The organism is Corynebacterium sp. MSK310 (assembly GCF_030227355.1).
GTDB classification, from domain to species: Bacteria; Actinomycetota; Actinomycetes; order Mycobacteriales; family Mycobacteriaceae; genus Corynebacterium; species Corynebacterium rhinophilum.
The window spans coordinates 18,298-39,264 of sequence record NZ_JASPFZ010000010.1 but is presented as its reverse complement, the minus strand read 5'-3'; the positions used below and the strand labels follow the sequence as shown (position 1 = coordinate 39,264).

At 60.2% G+C, this 20,967-nt stretch carries 26 protein-coding genes; 15 read left to right on the top strand and 11 right to left on the bottom strand.

The genetic code is table 11. The features are described 5' to 3' along the window. The first annotated feature begins 20 nt into the window (after positions 1-20). From purN to QP891_RS08250, 4 genes are read left to right on the top strand one after another with little or no spacing between them, the layout of a single operon-like run. The gene (gene purN, locus QP891_RS08265) at positions 21-629 is read left to right on the top strand and encodes a phosphoribosylglycinamide formyltransferase (protein ID WP_284770639.1); all 609 of its coding nucleotides are present in this window, start codon (positions 21-23) and stop codon (positions 627-629) included. A 27-nt stretch (positions 630-656) separates the two neighbouring features. Continuing rightward, positions 657-2,189: a bifunctional phosphoribosylaminoimidazolecarboxamide formyltransferase/IMP cyclohydrolase gene (gene purH / locus QP891_RS08260; RefSeq protein ID WP_284770607.1), complete on the top strand. Its 1,533-nt coding sequence runs from the start codon at positions 657-659 to the stop codon at positions 2,187-2,189. A 31-nt stretch (positions 2,190-2,220) separates the two neighbouring features. Further along, positions 2,221-3,201, top strand: a complete 981-nt coding sequence (locus QP891_RS08255) for a hypothetical protein (RefSeq protein ID WP_284770608.1) — start codon at positions 2,221-2,223, stop codon at positions 3,199-3,201. Positions 3,202-3,233: 32 nt separating this feature from the next. Then, entirely contained in the window at positions 3,234-3,848 is a 615-nt protein-coding gene (locus QP891_RS08250; protein ID WP_284770609.1) for a hypothetical protein, read from the top strand. An 80-nt stretch (positions 3,849-3,928) separates the two neighbouring features. On the opposite strand, the gene QP891_RS08245 is transcribed toward QP891_RS08250, so the two are convergent. From QP891_RS08245 to rpmB, 6 genes are all read right to left on the bottom strand, one after another. After that, positions 3,929-4,648, bottom strand: a complete 720-nt coding sequence (locus QP891_RS08245) for a TetR/AcrR family transcriptional regulator (RefSeq protein WP_284770610.1) — start codon at positions 4,646-4,648, stop codon at positions 3,929-3,931. A 112-nt stretch (positions 4,649-4,760) separates the two neighbouring features. Beyond that, the gene (locus QP891_RS08240; protein ID WP_284770611.1) at positions 4,761-5,543 is read right to left on the bottom strand and encodes a putative nucleotidyltransferase substrate binding domain-containing protein; all 783 of its coding nucleotides are present in this window, start codon (positions 5,541-5,543) and stop codon (positions 4,761-4,763) included. Positions 5,544-5,879: 336 nt separating this feature from the next. Next, positions 5,880-6,134, bottom strand: coding sequence for a 30S ribosomal protein S18 (rpsR, locus tag QP891_RS08235; protein WP_005279904.1), 255 nt, complete (start codon positions 6,132-6,134; stop codon positions 5,880-5,882). A gap of 15 nt (positions 6,135-6,149) precedes the next feature. Beyond that, positions 6,150-6,455: a 30S ribosomal protein S14 gene (gene rpsN, locus QP891_RS08230; RefSeq protein WP_005279906.1), complete on the bottom strand. Its 306-nt coding sequence runs from the start codon at positions 6,453-6,455 to the stop codon at positions 6,150-6,152. Positions 6,456-6,458: 3 nt separating this feature from the next. Continuing rightward, complete coding sequence (gene rpmG / locus QP891_RS08225) at positions 6,459-6,623, bottom strand: 50S ribosomal protein L33 (RefSeq protein WP_023025964.1); 165 nt, start codon at positions 6,621-6,623, stop codon at positions 6,459-6,461. 2 nt (positions 6,624-6,625) lie between these two features. Further along, positions 6,626-6,862, bottom strand: a complete 237-nt coding sequence (gene rpmB / locus QP891_RS08220) for a 50S ribosomal protein L28 (RefSeq protein WP_005279911.1) — start codon at positions 6,860-6,862, stop codon at positions 6,626-6,628. Positions 6,863-7,375: 513 nt separating this feature from the next. Here rpmB and QP891_RS08215 point away from each other — a divergent pair. Then, on the top strand, positions 7,376-7,645 hold the full coding sequence (locus tag QP891_RS08215; protein ID WP_005279912.1) for a type B 50S ribosomal protein L31: 270 nt from the start codon (positions 7,376-7,378) through the stop codon (positions 7,643-7,645). Positions 7,646-7,660: 15 nt separating this feature from the next. Further along, positions 7,661-7,834 (top strand): 50S ribosomal protein L32, encoded by a 174-nt coding sequence (gene rpmF, locus QP891_RS08210; protein WP_005279913.1) that lies wholly within the window; start codon positions 7,661-7,663, stop codon positions 7,832-7,834. Positions 7,835-8,007: 173 nt separating this feature from the next. Here the strand turns inward: rpmF and QP891_RS08205 are convergent, their stop codons facing one another. Further along, positions 8,008-9,381: an MFS transporter gene (locus QP891_RS08205; RefSeq protein ID WP_410762244.1), complete on the bottom strand. Its 1,374-nt coding sequence runs from the start codon at positions 9,379-9,381 to the stop codon at positions 8,008-8,010. Positions 9,382-9,696: 315 nt separating this feature from the next. Between QP891_RS08205 and QP891_RS08200 the strand changes: the two genes are divergently transcribed. The 3 genes from QP891_RS08200 to QP891_RS08190 all read left to right on the top strand — a co-directional run bounded on the left by QP891_RS08200 (position 9,697) and on the right by QP891_RS08190 (position 12,128). Next, complete coding sequence (locus tag QP891_RS08200) at positions 9,697-11,199, top strand: S1C family serine protease (RefSeq protein ID WP_284770612.1); 1,503 nt, start codon at positions 9,697-9,699, stop codon at positions 11,197-11,199. A gap of 61 nt (positions 11,200-11,260) precedes the next feature. Beyond that, positions 11,261-11,869, top strand: coding sequence for a MogA/MoaB family molybdenum cofactor biosynthesis protein (locus tag QP891_RS08195; protein ID WP_284770613.1), 609 nt, complete (start codon positions 11,261-11,263; stop codon positions 11,867-11,869). Positions 11,870-11,897: 28 nt separating this feature from the next. Further along, positions 11,898-12,128, top strand: a complete 231-nt coding sequence (locus QP891_RS08190) for a hypothetical protein (RefSeq protein ID WP_284770614.1) — start codon at positions 11,898-11,900, stop codon at positions 12,126-12,128. A 111-nt stretch (positions 12,129-12,239) separates the two neighbouring features. Here QP891_RS08190 and mscL read toward each other — a convergent pair whose 3' ends face one another. The 3 genes from mscL to QP891_RS08175 form a co-directional block, all read right to left on the bottom strand. Further along, a complete protein-coding gene (gene mscL / locus QP891_RS08185; RefSeq protein WP_284817028.1) occupies positions 12,240-12,737 on the bottom strand; it encodes a large conductance mechanosensitive channel protein MscL in 498 nt (165 codons plus the stop codon). A gap of 227 nt (positions 12,738-12,964) precedes the next feature. After that, positions 12,965-13,690 (bottom strand): SAF domain-containing protein, encoded by a 726-nt coding sequence (locus QP891_RS08180; protein ID WP_284770616.1) that lies wholly within the window; start codon positions 13,688-13,690, stop codon positions 12,965-12,967. A gap of 38 nt (positions 13,691-13,728) precedes the next feature. After that, complete coding sequence (locus tag QP891_RS08175; RefSeq protein ID WP_284770617.1) at positions 13,729-14,310, bottom strand: 5-formyltetrahydrofolate cyclo-ligase; 582 nt, start codon at positions 14,308-14,310, stop codon at positions 13,729-13,731. Between the two features lie 68 nt (positions 14,311-14,378). On the opposite strand from QP891_RS08175, the gene QP891_RS08170 reads away from it, so the two are divergent. The 4 genes from QP891_RS08170 (at position 14,379) to sepX (ending at position 19,034) form a co-directional block, all read left to right on the top strand. Beyond that, positions 14,379-15,305 carry a UTP--glucose-1-phosphate uridylyltransferase gene (locus QP891_RS08170; RefSeq protein ID WP_284770618.1) on the top strand — a complete coding sequence of 309 codons (927 nt, stop codon included), beginning with the start codon at positions 14,379-14,381 and terminating at the stop codon, positions 15,303-15,305. 75 nt (positions 15,306-15,380) lie between these two features. Beyond that, positions 15,381-16,715, top strand: coding sequence for a molybdotransferase-like divisome protein Glp (glp, locus tag QP891_RS08165; protein WP_284770619.1), 1,335 nt, complete (start codon positions 15,381-15,383; stop codon positions 16,713-16,715). Beyond that, a complete protein-coding gene (locus QP891_RS08160; RefSeq protein ID WP_284770620.1) occupies positions 16,715-17,425 on the top strand; it encodes a GNAT family N-acetyltransferase in 711 nt (236 codons plus the stop codon). Before glp ends, QP891_RS08160 begins: the two co-directional genes overlap by 1 nt. A gap of 157 nt (positions 17,426-17,582) precedes the next feature. Continuing rightward, positions 17,583-19,034, top strand: coding sequence for a divisome protein SepX/GlpR (gene sepX / locus QP891_RS08155; protein ID WP_349865638.1), 1,452 nt, complete (start codon positions 17,583-17,585; stop codon positions 19,032-19,034). On the opposite strand, the gene QP891_RS08150 is transcribed toward sepX, so the two are convergent. Next, positions 19,031-19,693, bottom strand: coding sequence for a DNA-3-methyladenine glycosylase I (locus QP891_RS08150; RefSeq protein WP_284770622.1), 663 nt, complete (start codon positions 19,691-19,693; stop codon positions 19,031-19,033). The two genes, sepX and QP891_RS08150, sit on opposite strands and share 4 nt — an antisense overlap. A 171-nt stretch (positions 19,694-19,864) precedes the next feature. Here QP891_RS08150 and QP891_RS08145 point away from each other — a divergent pair, with 171 nt between their 5' ends. Both QP891_RS08145 and QP891_RS08140 read left to right on the top strand, forming a co-directional pair. Then, the gene (locus QP891_RS08145) at positions 19,865-20,278 is read left to right on the top strand and encodes a DoxX family protein (RefSeq protein ID WP_239269179.1); all 414 of its coding nucleotides are present in this window, start codon (positions 19,865-19,867) and stop codon (positions 20,276-20,278) included. Beyond that, positions 20,265-20,966, top strand: a complete 702-nt coding sequence (locus tag QP891_RS08140) for a zf-HC2 domain-containing protein (RefSeq protein ID WP_284770623.1) — start codon at positions 20,265-20,267, stop codon at positions 20,964-20,966. Before QP891_RS08145 ends, QP891_RS08140 begins: the two co-directional genes overlap by 14 nt. The last annotated feature ends 1 nt before the right edge of the window (position 20,967 follow it).

The following is a 20,967-nucleotide window of genomic DNA, read 5'->3' as shown; positions in this document are numbered from 1 at the left end:
TATAGCGCGTGACTTCACCGATGCCACCACGCGCTACTGATGCTACTGACCGCCTACGAGTTGTCGTGCTTGTCTCTGGGACGGGCTCGCTTTTGCAAGCCATCTTGGAATCCCAGGATGAGCACTACCGTGTGGTGAAGGTGGTAGCGGATAAGCCGTGTCGAGGTATTGACCGCGCCCGAGAACGCGATATCGATACTGAGATCGTGGAAATGGGCGCCGACCGTGCCGAATGGAATACATGTCTGGCTGATGCAGTAGCTGCTGCGCAGCCAGACATTGTTGTTTCTGCAGGCTTTATGAAGATTTTGGGGGAGGGGTTCCTCCGCCGCTTCGAAGGCCGCACCATCAATACCCACCCGGCGTTATTGCCTGCGTTTAAGGGCGCGCACGGGGTGCGCGATGCGTTGGAGTATGGCGTGAAGGTCACAGGTTCTACCGTCCATTTCGTGGACGCGGGCGTGGATACCGGTTCCATCATTGCACAGCGGCCGGTGGCCGTGCGGGCAGACGATGATGAGGCCAGCCTCCACGAACGCATTAAAAAGGTAGAGCGCGAACTCATCGTCGATGTGCTGCGCGCGGCGCAGCCCCGCGGCGAGGAACTTTTTATTCAACTCGCAGACTAAGACTTTTCGAAAGGCTTAATCCTCCTCATGAGCGAAGACCGCAAGCAGGTAAAGCGCGCACTCATTAGCGTGTACGACAAGACGGGGCTGGAGGATCTGGCCCGCGCACTTGATAAGGCAGGCGTAAAGATCGTCTCTACCGGCTCCACCGCCAAGAAGATTGCAGACCTGGGAATCGAGGTCACTCCGGTTGAAAAGCTCACCGGCTTCCCCGAGTGCCTGGAAGGCCGCGTCAAGACGCTCCACCCGCGCGTGCACGCCGGAATCCTGGCCGATACCCGCAAGGAAGACCACCTGGCGCAGCTCAACGAGCTTGAGGTAGAGCCCTTCCAGCTCGTCGTGGTCAACCTGTACCCCTTCCAGGAAACCGTAGCCTCCGGCGCGGACTTCGATGGATGCGTAGAGCAGATCGACATCGGTGGGCCTTCCATGGTGCGCGCGGCGGCCAAGAATCACCCGTCCGTTGCCGTGGTCGTGGATCCGGCGCGCTATGGCGAGGTAACCCAGGCCGTTGAAGAGGGGGGCTTTAGCCTTGACCAGCGCCGTGGCCTCGCCCGCGATGCCTTCCTCCACACCGCTAATTATGATGCGGCGGTCTCCGCATGGTTCGTGGACCAGCTCAGCGATGGCGAGGAGACCACCTCGCTGCGCTACGGCGAGAACTCCCACCAGGCCGCCACCGTCACCCGGATTGGCACCAAGGGCCTGGCCAATGCCAAGCAGCTCAACGGCAAGGAGATGAGCTACAACAACTACCAGGACGCCGATGCCGCCTGGCGCGCGGCCTGGGATCACGAGCGCCCCTGCGTCGCGATTATCAAGCACACCAACCCGTGCGGCATCGCCGTATCGGACGAGTCCATCGCTGCGGCCCACCGCGCGGCGCATGCCTGCGACCCGATGTCCGCATTCGGCGGCGTCATCGCCGTCAACCGCGAGGTTAGCGAGGAGATGGCCGAGCAGGTCAAGGGTATTTTTACCGAGGTCATCGTCGCACCCGCCTATGAGGAAAAGGCGCTGGAAATCCTGCAGAGCAAGAAGAACCTGCGCGTGCTTTTGGCCGAGCCAGAAGAACAGGGCGAGGAGCGCAAGTACATCTCCGGCGGCGTGCTGCGCCAGGAACCGGATACCTACCAGGCCGAGGGCGATAAGCCTGAAAACTGGACCCTGGCAGCGGGCAAGGCCTTGAGTGACGAGGACTTAGCGCAGCTCGAATTCGCCTGGCGCACGGTGCGCGCGGTCAAGTCCAATGCGATTTTGCTGGCCAAGGACAACGCGACCGTAGGCGTGGGCATGGGCCAGGTCAACCGCGTGGATTCCGCCAAGCTTGCGGTCGAGCGCGCCAATACGCTTGCCGATGCCACCAACCGCACCCAAGGCTCCTTCGCCGCCTCCGATGCCTTCTTCCCCTTCGCCGATGGCTTGCAGGTGCTTCTCGATGCCGGCGTCAAAGCCGTTGTCCAGCCCGGCGGCTCCATCCGCGATGAAGAAGTTATCGAGGCAGCTAAGGCCGCTGGTGTTACGATGTATCTTACTGGAACGCGCCACTTCGCTCACTAGCGATAGCGCCTGAAAACTAAGGACCCTGGCCATGCTCGCACCAACCCGCACCGCGCCGAGGCGTACTGCACCGAGACGCATGGCGCTCGGCGGCCTACTTGTGGCGGGGGCGCTGTGTCTTAGCGCGTGCGGGCAGGGCGAGAAGGAGACGGGATCAGAGCCGGGCATCGCCAAGCAGGCGACGCCGCGCTCTACAGAGAGCGCGACGGATACGGCGGATAGCCCTCGCGATGCCGCAGAGAAGGCCGAGGGTGCGCCAGCCGATGCCCAGTCAGATGCCGCGAACTCAGCCGGTGCCGACGGGGCGGCTGTGGCTGGTGACCTGCAGCGCGAGCTCGACCGCATCGCCGCCAACTACGGCAATGTAGGCATCGCGGTATCGGATGGCACCACCACCGTTGCCGCCGGGCGCACCGCGCCCGAAACCGCCTGGTCCACCTCCAAGGTGCCGGTGCTCATCGCGGCCCATCGCGCAGGGCTCATCGGCCCCGACGTGGTGACGTCTGCGATTACCTATTCCAATAATGAGGCGGCTCAATCCGCCTGGGACGCGCTGGGCGGCAGCGCACAAGCCGCCCAGGCCGCGCAACAAGTGCTTGCCGATGCCGGCGATGCCACCACCCAGGTACAAAGCCAGGTCACCCGCCCGGAATTTAGCGCCTTTGGACAAACGCAGTGGAGCGTGGGCGACCAGGCTGCGTTCATGGCAAAGCTGCGCTGCGTCAACGGTGCCGAGCCCATCCTCACCGCGATGTCTACGCCCGACCCCGCCCAAAGCTATGGCCTGCGCAACCTAGAGGGGGCCGCCCTCAAAGGCGGCTGGGGCCCAGATACCGCCGGCGGCTATGATGTGCGGCAGATGGGTCTTGCCACCATCGGCGGCCGCGAGGTGGCGGTAGCACTCATCGCCTCGGCCCCGGATGGTCAGTACGCCTCCGCCCAACCATTACTTTCGGGCATGGCGCTTGATCTCTCCAAGGCCGACGTTGCTTGGCCCACCCCAGCTTGTTAGCTCCATCCCTGGCTTGTGAGAAAGGACTTATCATGCCGCACTTTCATCTAACACCACGTTTGCGTTGGGGACTGCACCTCGGCGCGGTAGCGACCGCGGGCATCGTTTTGAGTGCATGCAGCAATGGCACGGATGAGGATCAACCCGACTTTTCCGGCGATGGCGGCATGACCACCGTCGAAAGCACGACGGATACTGCAGCAGAAGAATCCTCGTCGGCGACAAAGTCTCCGGAAACTCAAGAGAAAGAACCACCCGTGGTGACGGTGACCGAAACCGAACAGGAGCAGGCACAGCCACCAAAAAACAATAACGGCGGCGGAAATGAACTCATCGACGGCTTGGGTGAATACGGCTGGACCGATACCAATACTTATGCCAATTGCCACCGTTATGAACGCGTCGTCTTTGCCGGCAAAGGCCCAGACGGCAGGGCCATTATCTGTGAAAATCAGGGAAACGTCCTGACGTACCGCTCGACCATCTTTGGTGGCGAATTTACTGGGTCAATCATTGGCCAAGACGGCGGCAATTACTACGTGGATGCCACACCATCGACCATCGTTGTAACCCCCAGCGGGATTAGCGTGCGCGAAGGCGGCGGACTGGCCGCCACCGCGGACTTTACTCAATCCTGGCAACGTTAATCACTGGTAAGTGGTTAACGACGTCACAAGGAAATGGTTAGCGTTAACCTCAGGGGAGAGGTTAACGCGCCATAACGAGGTTAACGGGACTTTTTCTTATTGCGGTCCGCTGCTGCCGCCGCAGCCGCAGAAATCGAGTCATTGCGGTTCTTCAGCAGCTCAAGTGTCATCGCTTCGGCGTCCTCAGGAACGGTGGCGCCGAGGACGGCAAGGGCGGCATCGGCAAGCATGGCGGCAGTCTCCGGAACCGACTGGGCCGCGGCATAGGGAGGCGTGCCATCATTGGGGCGCATCTCGATGACCGACAGCGCGATGTGGAAGGGCAACTCGATGCGCGGATCCGCATCGCCCACAATGGCAGCGGCGGTGGTGCGGAAGTGGTTCTGCAGCCGCTCGCGGGAGCTGTGATACTCCGAAAACTCCGGCGAATTGGCCACCGGCAACTGGTACAACCGGCCGACGTTCCAACCGCTGGTGAGCAACAGGCGCGATTCCGCGGCAACCAACGACCACAGGCGCTGCTCGGGCTCGGCATCAGAATCCACCAGCTCATCGGCTAACTCCAGCGAGGGCTCAATGGTGGAATTTAGCAGCGCGAGGAAAATCTCCGTCTTGGAGGGAAAGTGGTAGTACAGCGATGCCTGCCGGATGCCCACCGCGTCCGCGATCTGGTGGGTCGACGTCGTGGCAAAGCCCTGGGTGGTAAATAACTCTGAGGAGGCGTCCAAAATCTCTTCCCGGGCGCTATTGCCTCTGCGGCGGGGGCTATGTTTACGCGGCCTACCGACGTTTCCTGACATGCGGCGGACGCCTCCTTTCTCTCAGCAGAAAATGCTTTTACTCAACAACTCTACAGCCCTGCAGCCCGCCGGCGCGGACCGCATGCGTAGCCACAAAAACTTTGTGGCGATTCTAATGTGCGCCATCCGCGGTGCGTTGGGAGATGGACTCGAAGGTCGCAGATACCATGCGGCAGGCCGTGCCGTAGGCCGTGCGCTCCAGTGGTGGCAGGTCTTGCAGGACGGATTCACGGCCGTGCACGTTGTCGAACCAGCGGCGCATTTCTACCGAATACCCAGTGCGCCACGCAAGGTCGAGGGTCTCTGCGTCCTCCGCGGTGAGCATCCCGCGTTCTTGGCCAATGGCGAGGCGATCGACCGTGGGACGCGGGCCCGGTGCCGCCCAGCGCGCAATGGCGGCGATGGGGGATAACAGCATGGACTTGATATCTACGGCCGCACTGCGATCGGGCAAACCGCCAACGCGCTGGAGCAGAGGCGGACGCTGGGACAACGCCTCCTCCAGCAAAGCTTGCTCGCCGCCGCGGCCTAAAGGCAGGCCGGCATCGACGCGCGCTGCCATGGAATCGGCCGCTTGATGTACCTCTAGCCCGACATCGCGAAAGACGGACTCCAAGTCGCTGTCTTCTCCCATCCACTCGATGGGCATGCTGGGTAGCTGATCCCCGCGCGCCGCCGCACCGGTTAACCGGATATCCGCATCCACGCCTGGCGCGCGCACGATATCTGTCAGTAGTCGCGAAAACCAGTTGGCTAATTCAATCTCATCGTCCTGGTGCGCTACCGCATTGCGCAAGACATCTTGTGCTTCCGCCAATAAGCCGCGAGCGGTTGCCCGGGACTGGCAATGGGGAGCAAGCTCCGAAAGATCGAGAAGGGATTGATGCAGGCCCATACAGTCACTGCCTTTCACTCATTGCAAAGCGGTGCGCATCTAAAAATTGTGCGGCGCAGGATTGCTATAAATGTAACACTTATGCGATATCGCAGTAGCGCTCGGGGGAGCGTGCGGCGGGTGCCGCCGAGTAAGGGTGCTGTGGGAGTCCGTCGCGGAGCTTTGCTGCTGGTGCTCTCGCGGAGGTATGGCGTGTGTGCGGTGTAGCGCGAATTTAGGCTACTAAAACGACTTTCGCCGCCTCACCTCGAAAGGCGGGGCGGCGAAAGTTTATGGATCTTTTACCGTGTCACACTTGCCAGCGGCAAAAGTGCGCTGTTGATACCCAGCTACTGTTTAGCGGGTGGTGAACGGCAGGAGAGCCATTTCGCGTGCGTTCTTGACTGCGGTAGCAACCTGACGCTGCTGCTGCGGGGTCAAGCCGGTGACGCGACGGGAACGGATCTTGTGGCGATCCGAGATGAATAGACGCAGAGTCTTGGTGTCCTTGTAGTCCACCTTCTCAATGCCCTCAGCCTTCAAAGGGTTCTTCTTCGGGCGACGGCTCTGCTCCATACGGAACTTCTTTTGGTTATTGCGCTTATTAGCCATTGTGCAATTACCCCTTTACCAGCTGGACTTGCGAACGCCCGGCAGCTCACCACGGTGAGCCATGCCGCGCATACGGACACGGGACAGGCCGAACTTGCGGAGGTAACCGCGTGGGCGGCCATCGGCTGCGTCGCGGTTACGAACGCGGGCTGGGGAAGCGTCACGAGGCTGGCGGTTCAGCTCGAACTGAGCCTCCAAACGCTCCTCATCCGGGGTGTTCGGGTTCTTGATGATCTTCTTGAGCTCAGCGCGACGCTCCGCGTAGCGGGCGACGATTTCCTTGCGCTGCTCGTTCTTAGCGATCTTGGACTTCTTAGCCATGAATTATCGCTCCTCGCGGAATTCGACGTGCTTGCGGGCGATCGGATCGAACTTCTTCAGGGAGATGCGATCCGGGTTATTGCGCTTGTTCTTACGGGTCACGTAGGTGTAACCGGTGCCCGCAGTGGACTTCAGCTTGATGATTGGGCGAATATCGTTACGTGCCATACTTAAATCTTCTCCCCACGTGCGCGGATCTTGGCAACAACGGACTCGATGCCGTCGCGGTCAATGATCTTCATACCCTTGGTGGAAACATTCAGAGTAATGGTACGGCCCTCAGAGGGCAGGTAGTAGCGACGACGCTGCACGTTGGGGTTCCAACGGCGCGAAGTGCGGCGGTGCGAGTGCGAGACCTGCTTGCCGAATTCCGGCTTGCGGCCCGTTACCTGGCAAATAGCCGACATGGGTCTTCTTTCTCCTAGCCGCCCACATCGTGGCTATAAACGACTACGTGCCGACTGCCGTGTGAGGGTGGCAGTGCTCAAAAAGTGAGGTGTGAGCAGGTGCGGCATCATCGTCAAAAACCAGTAGACGGGGCGTAATACGTATATTTTGACAACAGCAAGAGCAAATCTTACAGCCTTACTCGCGATATACCTAATCGCTGCTGCGATGCCCCTACGTATAAAGGTGTCGGCTTTCTGCCGATGATCAAGCGACAGCGCCCAAAGCATTGGGGAGGTTCGAGGCCTTACTATAACGAATGGGGCGCATATGTGTGCCTGTGGCGACTGTGGTTGCCACAGGCGAGCAATTTCGTATATATGGCCGTGGAATGTAGGATAATTCAGGTTATCGGTCGGCGCGCTTTGTGGCGCCGGGCGAGCTGTAACTGTACATCCCAACTCGGGCACGATCCGTACCGTCATTATTCAGTGTGCGGAACCGACCCGTAGTCCAACCCTGAGGGAATATATATGAAGAAAGACATCCACCCAGATTACCACCCAGTGGTCTTCCGTGATGCTGGTACCGGTCACTCCTTTTTGACCAAGTCCACCGCTACCTCTTCTCGCACCGTTGAGTGGGAAGACGGCAACGAGTACCCGCTCATCGTCGTTGACGTTACTGCTGAGTCCCACCCGTTCTGGACTGGTGCACAGCGCGTTATGGATACCGCTGGCCGTGTCGAGCGCTTCAACCAGCGCTTCGGTGCCATGGCTCGCCGCAAGAAGAAGAACGCGTAAGGAGAAGAAGAGAAAATGGCAACTCCTAAGTTTAAGAAGTCCCGTGCGAATACCCACGCACGTCGTTCCCAGTGGAAGGCTGACAACGTCGCCCTCCAGGAAGTCACCATTGACGGTCAGACCGTGCGCATCCCGCGCCGTCTGGTCAAGGCCGCTAAGCTCGGCCTGGTTGACGTAGAGCAGTTCTAAGCCTGCTTTCATCCTCGCCCCCTCCCGGTTGCTTATTAGTGACTGCGAGGGGGTTGCGATGTTTTAGACCCGCTTAGATTCTAGGGGGCATCAAAAAGCACCTGCAGGCCCGGGGTGGGCGGCAGGTGGTGCGGGGAACGCGCAGCCACAGTGCGTTCTCCTAAGCCGAAGGCCTATGCCTCGAGGGCGGCCTTGCGCTCCTCGGTGAGGCGGACTTCTTCCTTATTAATAAAGAGGAAGATGGCCAAAACGAGGATGGTAAAGAGCAGGAAGACCATGAAGGTGACATTCCAACCGGCGTACTTGACCAGGTAGCCCACACCGGTCGAGGCGAGCGTGGCACCGAGCAGGTAGCCGAAAAGCCCCGTAAAACCGGAAGCGGTACTTGCCACATTGCGCGGGGAGAGGTCGAGGGCCTGCAAACCGATGAGGCCAACCGGACCGTAGATGAAGGCACCGATGAGTGCGATGAAGGTAACCATAACCGCGAACGGGGTGCCCACTGGTGCCAGCCAGTAGCCGGCGATGGACAAGCCCGTAGCCAAGATAAAGATCAAGATGACCTTAGAGCGGTTGCCGTGGAAGAGCTTATCGGACATCCAACCGCAGAGAATGGTGCCCAGGAGGCCTGCGAGCTCGAAGGCGCCGAAGGCGATCAAACCGGAATTGATGTTCATGTGGTGGACTTCGGCGAGGTACGTCGTAATCCAGTTGAGCACGCCGTAGCGCAGTGCGTAAACAAATACATTGGCAATGGCCAGGAGCACAATGATGCGGTTGCGCAGGACGTATTTGAAAATCAGGTCCTTGGTAGAAATTCCATCGCCTTCTTGCCGCTTGATGTCTGCAACCTTGGCAGGATCATCGCGCCATTCATCGACCGTCGGCAGTCCTTCTGAAGGCGGATTATCGCGGATGAGCAGGAAGGCTAAGGCTGCGATGATCAGCGCCGCGACGGCGGGGAGCCAAAAGGCTACCTGCCATTGATTGCCGGTCATTGCCAAGCCGACGCCTACCAGCAGCGGTAGTACGCCTGCGCCCACATTGTGCGAGGTATTCCACAGCGATCCTTTCCAACCGCGCTCGGATGTGGAGAACCATTGCACGATGACGCGGCCGCATGGTGGGTGCCCCATGCCTTGGAACCAACCATTGAGGAACATGACGGTGGCAAAGACGCCGACGGATGCTGAGACCCACGGGACGAAGCCGACTATCAGGTTCATCAGTGCGGATAGACTCAGTCCGATGGGCAGGAAGTAGCGCGCATTGGACTGGTCCGCGAGCATGGCGGAAAAGAATTTGGATAAGCCATAAGAAATCAACACGGCGTTACTAATGATGCCGATTGCAGGCTTGTCGATGCTCCCGTTATCTTCCAGCAGCAGCGGCGCGATCGTGGAGATGTTGTTGCGGATGAGGTAAAAGCCCGCGTAACCCAGGAAGATTCCCATGAAGACTTGGAAACGAAGGCGGGGGAATTTCTTATCAACGTCCTCTTTAGGTAATTGAGGGCGTGGGCGGGGAGATTTGAGCCATGTCAGCACTGCATACTCCTTGGGTTGGAAAGATAAAAAAGATTGAACTTAAGGGTAAAGTAAGGCTAACCTTAAGTTAAATATAAAAGTAAGCTAACATAACTATGGATCGATTTTATTCTTCGGTGATTCTGTTCACAGCGGTGCGCCGCGGGGTGGGAGGATGTCTAACGGGGTGATGGTGGAGTCGAGTGCGAACGCAGGGGAGGCGACAGGTGTGGTGAGTTTGACCAGCTTATTGCCTACAGTAACTTCACAGGAACTTCTAGTAGGTTGGCAGAGTAGTTTAAGTTGTGACCAAGTGAAGCGAGGCATAGTGTTCCTATGAACATGAGGAATGATGACAACCGCGGCAATAATGGTCAGTCGCACGGTGTCCCGCAGGAACCCAACGGCGCGAACAATGGGCAGGCGCCGTATAACCAGCCGCGCGGAGGGCAACAGGATACTGGATCCGCGTATTCCAACGGAACCTATTCCCAAGGCTGGAACCAGCCGCGCATCAACGAGCAGGAGGCACAAGCCTCCCCACACGGTAACGAGGCGCCGCAGCACGCGCAGCACACCCCGCCCAGCAATCGCCTCTTTGGCGGCGCTCAGCCGGGTGCTACCCACGGGCAGCATGAAACTTCTAGCTTCGCTACCCAGCAAGGCGAGTATTCCCAGCAGGGGCCTGCGAATAATCAACCCGGCCAGCTGCCCGTGCCTGGGGTAACGCCATTGCCGCCGCAGCCAAAGCAGGAAAAGAAGATCGGGCTGGGTGCCGCGATGGCAATCGCTGCGGTAGCGGCAATCGCTGCAGGCTCCATTACCGGCGTGGTCATGGGAAAGAATCAATCCAGCAGCGGCACGTCCGTGGTCAATGAGGCGCTCAATAGTAAACCGGCCGCCAACAGCATGGGCAAGGAGCCGGAGGAAGGCTCGGTGGAAGCGGTTTCTGCCAAGGTTTTGCCGGCCGTGGTATCCATTCAGACCGCTACTCGGACCTCGGCTGCTGAAGGTTCCGGTTCCATCATTTCTCCTGATGGTTATGTGTTGACCAACCACCACGTCATCGCCGGTGCAGAGCAGGGCGGCATTATGCAGGTGACCTTGAACGATGGCAGCAAGCACGAAGCCGATCTCGTGGCTTCCGATGCCAATACGGATGTTGCCATTATCAAGATCAAGGACGTGCACGACTTGCCACACCTCCAATTCGGTGACTCTGATGCGGTAGCGGTAGGCCAAGAGGTAGTCGCCGTCGGCTCGCCCCTCGGGCTTAATGCCACGGTGACCTCCGGCATCGTATCCGCGAAGAACCGCCCGGTGCGCGCGTCTCAGCAGGGTGGCGAGTCCTCGCTTATCGATGCCATCCAGACCGACGCCGCCGTCAACCCCGGCAATTCCGGTGGTCCCTTGGTGGACATGGAGGGCAATATCGTTGGTATGAACTCGATGATTGCGTCGTTGTCCGATAAAACCTCGGGTGAGGGCGGATCTATCGGCCTCGGGTTTGCCATTCCTTCCAACTTTGCCAAGCGCATGGCTGATGAGCTCATCAATAAAGGCCACGTAACCCACCCCACCTTGGGGGTTAAGGTCCTGGCGCGCGATGACGGAAATGGCGCGCGCATTGCAGAGGTCGAGCCAGGGGGACCAGCGGATCAAGCAGGTTTGAAGCAGGGCGATATCGTCACCCGCGTCAATGACCGGCTGATTGAAAACGCCGATGCGCTTATCGCTGCCGCGCGTTCCCAGGACTTCGGTGCGACCGTCACCTTGGAAGTATCCGATGGACATTCGGATGACACTCGTCAGGTAGAGGTAACCCTGACAGGCGAGTAGATTAAAATGCAGCCCGCGCCGTGTCCGCATTGCGCCCCCGACGTTTCTTTGAAGGAGAAAAATGGCAGACTCCCAGCAAGACTTGACCGACTCCACCCGATTGGAGGATTCGGCTTCCACAGACGCTTTGCGGGATGTGGCGGAGCCGGATGATGCCTACCTTTTGGCCAGCGAGAAAGAAGACCGGGTGGCGGCGCCGCGTCGCGCGCTCGTTGTGATCGTCACGGATCACCCCGGCGAAAATTCAGATAGTACCTCCAAACTGGTTACTGAGCTTTTGGCAGAGGCGGATTTCCGCATCGATGGTTCGGTGGTCGTGCGCTCGAAGAAATCCAAGATCCGGCAGGCCATTGAAACTGGCGTCGTCGGCGGTGTAGACCTCGTTCTCACCGTCGGCGGCACCGGAGTGAGCCCGCGCGATAAGACCCCAGAGGCTACCACTGGGGTCATCGACAAGATGGTGCCAGGCGTGGCCCAAGCCTTGCGCTCTTCCGGTCAGGCTTGCGGCGCGGTCGATGCGTGCGCATCCCGCGGCATTTCGGGCGTTTCTGGTTCCACCGTCGTGGTCAACCTCGCACCATCGCGCGCTGCCGTGCGTGATGGCATGGCCACGTTGACCCCGCTGGTCCACCACCTTGTGGATCAATTGCAAGAATCCAGCGTGCAATAACGCGAAGGAAAGGGGTGGAGATACTGCCATGACCTCTCAACCACGCCGCCAGCGCAGGCGCGTATTCCGGCAATCAGATGCGCCGGAATATGACCGCAGCGCGGATCGCCCAGTAGGGCAGGACTTAGCTAGTGGGGAAGGCACCGATGCCCACCGCATCGTTACCCTCGATGATGCCGCAGCGGAAGGCGATGGCGCTCAGCCAGCCGAGCGCGGCGAAGAATTTTACCGCGAAAACCAGCCGCCGCACCACGGCTAATAGTCTGCTTAGCCTTGTCCCGAGCCAAAAATGCTCAAGCAGTCATTACAAAAGCCCGTGGCCTCCTTCATTGCGAAGGTGGACACGGGCTTAACTGCTTCTTAGCAAGAATTAGTCGTCGTGGCGGCTGTGCTTGCCCTCAGAAGCAGTGGAGCCATCGGTGTCCTCGACCGCAGTGGCATCCCCAAGTGCCTTATCTGCGGCGGAGACAGCTCCCGCGTTCTGAGCCTGCAAGAGATCGCGGATTTCTGCCGAGAGTTCTTCCGAGGTCGGTGCCGGTGCCTCTGGGTCCACACCCTGGCGGCGCTTGGATGCTTCAGTGAGCTTGTTGAGCGGCATCACGATGAGGAAGTAGACCACTGCGGCGATGATCAGGAAGTTAATCGCGGCGGTAATGACGGCACCAAAGTCCACGAGGGTGGACTTATTATCGGTGATTTGGAAGCCCAAACCGTCGACCTCTGCGGAGCCGAAGGAGTTAATGATCGGCTGAATAATGGAATCCGTTACGGAGGTAACAATCGCCGTGAACGCGGAACCGATGATGACCGCGGTGGCAAGCTCGACGACGTTGCCGCGCATAATGAAGTCTTTAAAGCCCTTGAGCATGGGAGACGGAGAACCTTTCTGGGAATAGATAAGGATGGGTGTGAACCATGAGCAAGCGGGAAGTTTAGTTCAAGCTAAAAGTACTCACAACTTGACGGACACGTGAATGCCACAACTCACTTGATTGGTGCAGTGGTGACTGACCTGCTCCAACCGATCGGATGGAGATTCCATTCTCCTAGAATTTGCCCAGATTATCGGGGCAATGGTCAACCTTCGTGCGGTCCTTAGGAAGCAGAATCGGCGTCAACAGGTGCTTGAGGCTGGGCGCGATCGCCGACGATAACCACGGTCAGCGGTTGGTTTAAAGAGGCGGCGGCCACGTCATTGGCGTGTTCATTTGGCAGCGCGAGCAGGACGGTGGCAGAAGAAACCTCGCCCTCCGCGGTGGTGGTGGATACGACCCGGGCGCCGGAGGCAATGACGCGGGCCGTCGCGGGCTGGGAATCGGTGGCATCACTTGCCGTGACGATATCGACGGTATCGCCGTGGTGAAGGTGGGGGATGATGTCTGGATCGGCAAGTTTGACTGGGATCATGCGGCCGGAGCCGCCTCCCTTAGAATCGGCAGATCCCGAGTTTGCGACGAGGCTAGATACCAATTCTTGGCCCAGGAGCCTCTGGCTGGTGACCACCTCGCCCTTGCCCGCGGCGGCGGTGATAATGCGGCCGGCGAGATCGGAGGGGGCATCGGCAAGCGCGCTGCTAGGAATGGAAGAAGAAGGCAGGCGCTCGAGGGAGACATCGGAGGCGGAAAGCTCCGCACCGGCGGGCAGATCGTGGCTAAAGACCAGCACCTGCGGCAGTTCCTTCGCCCTGGAAATCGCGGAGACCAACGCAGCGATGAGCAGAACCAGCGCGATGCCGCGGCGCACGAGCACGCCGCGGCGGTGGCCAGGGGTGCGCAGGGTGCGAAGGATTTGAGAGATTCGCGGGGACGGAGAATAAGCCATGCACAATTAGACTGCGCTACTGCCTGCGCGGTTCCCGCCTAGGAAGAAAAGCGGTGGATTCCTGCGGCGGTAACCACGGCCTCGACCCGGCGATCGTGGGATGTGGCCGGGATAGAGTCAAGGAACTCGGTGGGGTAGACCATGGCGAGTACCGCGGGGTGGTTGCGCGGCACCAGGGAAAGCGCGCGGTCGTAGTACCCGCCGCCTTTGCCCAGGCGGTTTCCGGCGGCATCGATGGCCATGGCTGGGGCCAAAATCAGATCGCAACCGCACAGCACGCGGCTATCAAAACGCGGGCCGGCCGGCTCAGAAATGCCCAACTGGCCGGGCTGCATGCTGTGCGGGCCCTTGTATTCTGCCCAGTTCAAGACGCCGTTGCCGCAGGTGATGGGCAATAATACGCGGTCAATGCGGCGGGTAAGCCACGGGATGAAATCCTCCCCGCCTGGCTCTGAGCCCAGCGGCCAATAGGCAGCGACGCTCGATACGCCGGCAAGCTCGGGTTCCAACTGCTCGCGCAGGGCAGTGGTCCATTCCGCGCGCTTATCGTCGGTGAGGTTGCGGCGCGCGCGAAGCAGGCGGGTGCGCAGTTGAGCTTTGATATCGCTGGAAGAAGGCATAAATAAATAATAGCGTCCGTGGCGTAGCGCTACACAGGAAAATAGTGCGCCGTTGTACCCTAAGATCCATGGCTAATGAACTCGAAGATTCCGCCACCGGAATCACCACGGTTGTAGTTCCTGCGGCTGGCATGGGCACCCGCTTTCTGCCCGCCACGAAAACCGTCCCCAAAGAATTGCTGCCCGTTGTGGATACTCCCGGCATCGAATTGATTGCTGAGGAGGCAGCCTCTGTGGGTGCGCGCCGCCTTGCGGTCATTACCGCACCCGAAAAGCAAGAAGTAATGCGCCATTTTGCGGAATTTCCGGATCTGGTAGAAACCTTAGATTCCCGCGGCAAGGATGAGCAGGTAGCCAAGGTCAACCGCGCCCACCAGCTCATTGAGCCCATCGCAGTAGAGCAAGAAAAGCCCTTGGGCTTGGGCCATGCCGTGGGGCTGGCGGAAGAAGTCTTGGCAGAAGACGAGGACTCTTTTGCCGTCATGCTGCCGGATGACATCGTATTGCCGGCCACCGTCATGGCGGATATGGCGCGCGTTCGTGCTGAGCTTGGCGGTAGCGTGCTGTGCGCCTTTGCGGTGCCGCAGGAGCAGACGTTTAATTACGGCGTTTTTGACGTAGAAGATACTGACGCGCCGGGCGTGAAAAAGGTCGTCGGCATGGTGGAAAAGCCGGACCCAGAGGACGCACCGTCCAACCTGGTTGCTACGGGGCGCTACCTTTTGGACCGCAAGATCTTTGATGCGCTGCGCCGGATCGAACCGGGCAAGGGCGGGGAATTGCAGCTTACCGATGCCATCGAGCTGCTCATTGAAGAGGGCGAGCCCGTCCACGTGGTGGTCCACGAGGGCAAGCGCCACGATTTGGGCAACCCCGGTGGCTATATCCCAGCCAACGTGGACTTTGGCCTGCGCGATGAAAAATACGGCCCAGCGCTGTATAAAGCTATTAAACAAATCATGTCCGATTTCGAGGCGGAACAAGGCCTTAACTAATTACCTTGCACCGCGCGCACGTGCGTTGAGGGAAGCAAGGTAAGAGGGCAAGAAGAAAGGGCGGGCAGAGACCGTATGCGTTCAGTTGATGACCAGTTGGCGCTGGTTACTGATGCGGCGACGACCCCGGAGCCGGTGCGGATGAGCATTTCTAATGCGCTGGGGTTAATGTGCGCCGAGCAGGTGCAGGCCAATCAGCCCTTACCGGGCTTTCCCCAGGCGGCCATCGATGGTTATGCGGTACGCGCCGTTGATATCGGCGGCGAGCGCGGGCTGAAGGTCCGGCGCCCGAAGAATCAGGATCAAGACGGCAGCGAGGGGGAGGAGTCGGCTGACCAGGCCGATGACGCCGCCACGCAGCCCGCCCCGCCAGAGGTCGAGCGTTCCCTGCCCGTCGTGGGCGAGGTTCCGGCCGGTTCGAAGCAGCCGCTGCGCCTGCAGCCCAAGCAAGCCGTGCGGGTCTATACGGGTGCTCCCTTGCCCACGCTTGCCGATGCCGTCCTGCCCCTCGAGTGGACCGACCGCGGACGCAAGCGCATCACGGCGCACCGGACGGTGCGCTCGGGCGACTTCGTCCGCCGCGTGGGCGACGATATCCAGCCAGGCGATGTCGCCGTATCCTCTGGCACCGTCCTTGGCCCAGCACAGATTGGCCTGCTGGCCGCCGTGGGCCGCTCCAAGGTGTTGGTTTATCCGCGCCCGCGCGTGACCATCGTGTCCTTTGGCCGCGAGCTCGTTGATGTGGACAAGGAACCGGGCCTAGGCCAAGTCTTTGATGTGAACTCGTATTCCTTGGCTGCCGCTGCAAAAGAAGCGGGGGCGGACGTGGTCCGCGTGGGCATTGCCGAAGGCGAACCGCGCCGTATCCGGGAAGTGCTAGAAACCCACATCACGCGCAGCGAGGCCCTCGTTATTACCGGTGCCGTTGGTGGCGCCGGTGCCGAGCAAATCCGCGAGATTTTGGCGGAAATCGGCGATATCGATACCTCCCGCGTGGCTATGCACCCAGGATCCGTGCAAGGTTTTGGGCTGGTAGGAGATGAACGCATCCCCACCTTCCTCCTTCCCTCGAACCCAGTATCGTCGCTGGTTATTTTCGAAATCTATATTCGACCCTTGATTCGCCTGGCCTTGGGCAAGCGCAACGCCCACCGCCGGGTGGTGCGTGCCCGCGCGCTCAACCACATTGATTCCCGCCCCGGACGCCGTGGTTTCATCCGTGCCCGCTTGATGCGCGATGCCGAGACCGCCGATTACTTGGTCGAGGGCCTTGGCGGTGCGACCGGCGCGCCGGCGCACCTTCTGGCCGGACTGTCAGAGGCTAATGCCATGATCCGCGTACCGGAGGAAGTTACCGAGATCCGCCCGGGCGATGTCGTCGACGTCTTATTTCTTACCCAGCGCAGCTAATGCTTGACCCTTTCGGTACCGCTGCAGCGAAGCTGCGTCATCCAGTCACCGGGCCCACCGATGATCTGCATCCCGGTTGGCCGGAGGCGACGCCGACGGTGCAGCTTCTTTCCTCGGGGACACTGCCGTCTGGCGGGCGAATGCGGCTGAGACCCTTGCTGCGCTCGGATGGTCCCGAGTGGCGGCGCCAGCGCATTGAGGATGAACCATTGCTCCGGCCGGTGGAGCCTACCCAAGCGACCACCTGGGCACAAGCCCACAACTCGCAGGCCTGGTGGAATTACCTCATTTTTCTGCGCAACTCCGCGCGCGATGCGCAGGTGATCCCCTTGGCCATTGAGCTCGAGGGAAAATTCGTCGGCCAGGTAACACTTGGCAATATTCAGCATGGCAGCATCCGGGACTGTTGGATTGGCTATTGGGTGTATTCCGCCGTGCAGGGTGCCGGCGTTGCCACCGCGGCTACCGCCTTGGGAGTGGATCACGCCTTTGGGCGGGTAGGCCTGCACCGGGTGACTGCCACCTACTTGGAGCAAAATCCCGCTTCCGGGCGCGTGCTGGGGGCCAATGGATTTCGCTCCGAGGGGTATTTGCGCCGCAACCTGCATATCGATGGCGCTTGGCGGGATCACCACTTCGTCGCCTTGGTTAAGGAAGACTATTCCTCCACGGCGGTTGAGCGGCTGCGCCAAGCTGGGCGTTTGGTGTGAAAAGCATGCTTAATTCCGGGTAACGCTTTCTCAATTTTCACATAAGTAACAACATTGTAATTTGCGGCTTCTGTGGCCCCTAAAGTGCGGTTGTGGCGATTAGAGTGGAGTAATCATCTGCACCCCAAGGGAAGGTCCTTAAGTCGTGTCCACAGCTGTGCCAGTTATTGCAATCATCGTGGTGTGGCTCTTCGTGCTCGCGCCGTGGCTCCTGGGCAGGAGTAATCGCCCGATGAGCCACACCGGAGAGGCCTTTGAGGATACCCGTGTGCTCTTTTCCGGCGATTCCGGCAATGTCGCCGGCCGCCGCCGCCCGCGCTTGCGGGCCGATGATGTCCACCGCAGTGCTGCGGATGAAGACCAAGACTACGAGGTTGTATCCGCTGCTGCCGAGGACCCAGACCGCGAGGCAAACGTCGATGACGTGCTGATCGATGAAGAAGCAGAGGACCGCGCTTCCCGCGCACAGTCGCGGACCATTGCTGGCGCGGCCCGCCGCGCCCGGGCACAACCCTTTGGCGTGGGTGGCCGCGCATTCCGCTCTGCTGCCGACGAGGACGGGGCGGACGCGCACGATGAACACTCCGCCCCAGCTGAGGACGCTGCAGAGACCATTGAGGGTGAAGTCATTGAGGAATCGGTGACTCCGGCTGCGGCTGCTGACACCGCTGATACCACCGATGCCACCACTGCCGCCGATAGCGCGCGTACGTCCAAGGCCTCCGTCGATGCAGATGCGGACCTTGACGATGCCGATGATGTCTTGCTTGATGATGAGCGCGCCGGCGGGGAAGAAGGTGGTGCAAAGCGCAAGCGCCGCCGCAGGAATGTGGCTGCCGATTCCACCGAGTCTTTCACTGCGCCGGTGGCAGCAGACATTGCTGAGGATGCGTACGACTACGACGAGACCTATACCTCCCCGGTAGATCTGATGTATCCGGGTGCGGTTGATCCCGCCCCAGTCATTGATGCAGAAGAACCGGATACCGCAGAAACCGACTCTGCAGAGTCCGAATCCGATAGAGCAGGAGAGGAATCGGCCGAAGTAGATGAGTACGGTGCCCGTGGTGCTGAGGACGCGGCGCTGAATACTGACCTTTCTGAGGACGAGGTGGCATTTGCTCAGCGCCGCCTTGGCCGTGGTGGATGGGACCCAGTGGCGGATAAGGAAAAGTCCGCTACGCGCTACCAGCGCCGCCAGCGCACGCTTATCGGCCTAGCCATCGCAGTGGTCCTCACCGTGGCCCTCGGCATTGTGGCTGGCGGATGGACCTGGTGGCTGGCAGGTATCGTCGGCGTTCTGACCGGCATCTATCTGGTGGCGTTGCGCGCACAAGTCCGCCAAGAGCAAGCACTCTTGCGCCGCCGCGTAAAGCACCTGCGCCGGGCGCGGTTGGGCGTTCACAATACCGATGATGAGGCGTTGAAGATCCCCCGCAACCTGCGCCGTCCGGGTGCGGTCGTCGTCGAAATCGACGATGAAAGCCCCGACTTTGAGCACCTTCCCTTAAGCTACAGCGACGATGAAGACGGTGACTTTGATGGCCCACACGCCGGGCCCGATGGGGTAGGTCGCCGCGATGACCTGGCCGCTCGCCGCGCGGGTTAATTAGCCCGCTGCGCCTGGCTTCCGTGGAGCTTTTCGGTTTCCTCCGGCCATACGCCGGAGGTGGCCCGGCGGTGGGAGCCTAAGAGGTGGGTATCGACCATGCCGATGGCCTCCATGAGCGCAAAGCAGGTCACCGGCCCCACGAACTTAAAACCGGCCTTCTTTAATTCCCGCGACATGGCCTGCGACTCGGGGCTCTTTTTCGGGATATCCTCCATGACCTCGGGATAGATATTTTCTGCGGGCTGAAAGCTCCAAATGAAATCCGCTAGGCCGCCATTTTCGCGCAGTTTAATGGTGGCCTTCGCGTTATTGATGGTGGCGCGGATCTTGGGCTCGTTGCGGATAATGGAGGCATCGGCAAGCAAGTGCTCCACCTCGGCCTCACCGAATTCCGCAACCTTGTCCGGATCAAAGTGGCAAAAGGCCTCGCGGAAGGCGGGGCGCTTTTTTAATACCACGGCCCAGGACAGCCCAGACTGGAAGGACTCCAAGCTCAGGCGCTCAAACAGTCCGGCCTCATCCCTAATGGGAAGGCCCCATTCGGTGTCGTAATAATTCGTTAGCAGCGACGATGTCACGGCCCACGGCGTGCGGGCTATACCGTTTTCGTCGTACGCTAGCGGGGTTCGTTCTTCGGTAGTGGTTTCAGTATCCATGGGAGGTTCTCCTGTTGCTGTGTAGTGCCTATTTTCCTTGTCTTTTCCATTGAAGCAGCGATGGCGGGCGAGGCGCAGTGTGTACCTAGCTAGTTGGTGAAATTGCGAGCTCAGCGGGTGGGGCAGTGGCGTCTTCGCGTTGGGGTGGGCATTCGATGTAGTCTATTGACCATGAATAGACCTGCCGTTCGCGATGCCGCGTTGTTGCTTTTTCGGTTGGTCCTCGGACTCATTTTTATCGCGCACGGCGTGGACAAGATGTTCATGGACGGAATGGATGAGACTGTGGGGCAGTTTTCTGCCCTCGGCATCCCGCAGCCACAGATTGCCGGTTATGCCGCCGCAATCGGGGAAATGGTAGGCGGCGCCTTCCTCGTCATTGGTCTGTTGACCACTTTTGCCGCTGCGGCGCTGGCCGTGGACATGGTGGGCGCGCTGTACTTCGTGCACTGGGGCAATGGCCTCTTTGCTGGCGACGGTGGCATCGAGTACCCCTTGGTGCTGTGCATGTCACTGCTGATGATCGTTATTTTTGGTTCTGGCCGGGCGAGCTTGGATAGGGCGTTAAGCAATGTTGACGCATAGCCAAGTGCAAGCGGCGATTTCCGCCCAGCTGGATGGGGAAGAAGCGGAGCTTTCCGCTGACGTCATCGACGCTCACCTAGAACACTGCGCGGAGTGCCGAGCATTCCGCGATAAGGCAGCGGCGCTATCGCGTTCCTTAAGCTTCGTGGAACCGGCGGATTCCGGCATGGCGCCGCCGACCGACCTTTCTGAGGTAATCCTCGCAGGGGTAGAACCGGAGTGGAAGCGGGCCTCGAGCGCCAGGCAGGCCAACCTCACGGTGGCGCGCATCGCTTTGGTGGTCATGGGACTTGTCTTTGCGGTGTGGGCCATCGTGCAGGTGGTACGCGCCTCCGGCCTGGTACCGATGGGCGCAGAGGGTTCGGTGCTGGACCCCGCGGCCGATCCAGAGCGCGCCAACCTGCTGATGGAAGGCGCGGCCGTGCGCTTTGGCATGGCGTGTGGCCTGCTGTGGAGCACGTGGCGCCCAGCGTCTGTGACCGGGCTGTTCCCGGTATCCGCCACGATGTTTGCGTTTCTTTTTGGCTTTGGCGTGCGCGATATTGCGCTGGGGACCGTCACCCTGGAGCAGGTCTATTTGCTCATCGCTACCGCGCTATCGACCCTGAGCCTGGCCTGGGCGTGGGCGGCCGAGAAGGGCTACCTGGTGCGCGCGTGGTGGAAATCCCTGAACGCGCAGCCGCACTAAG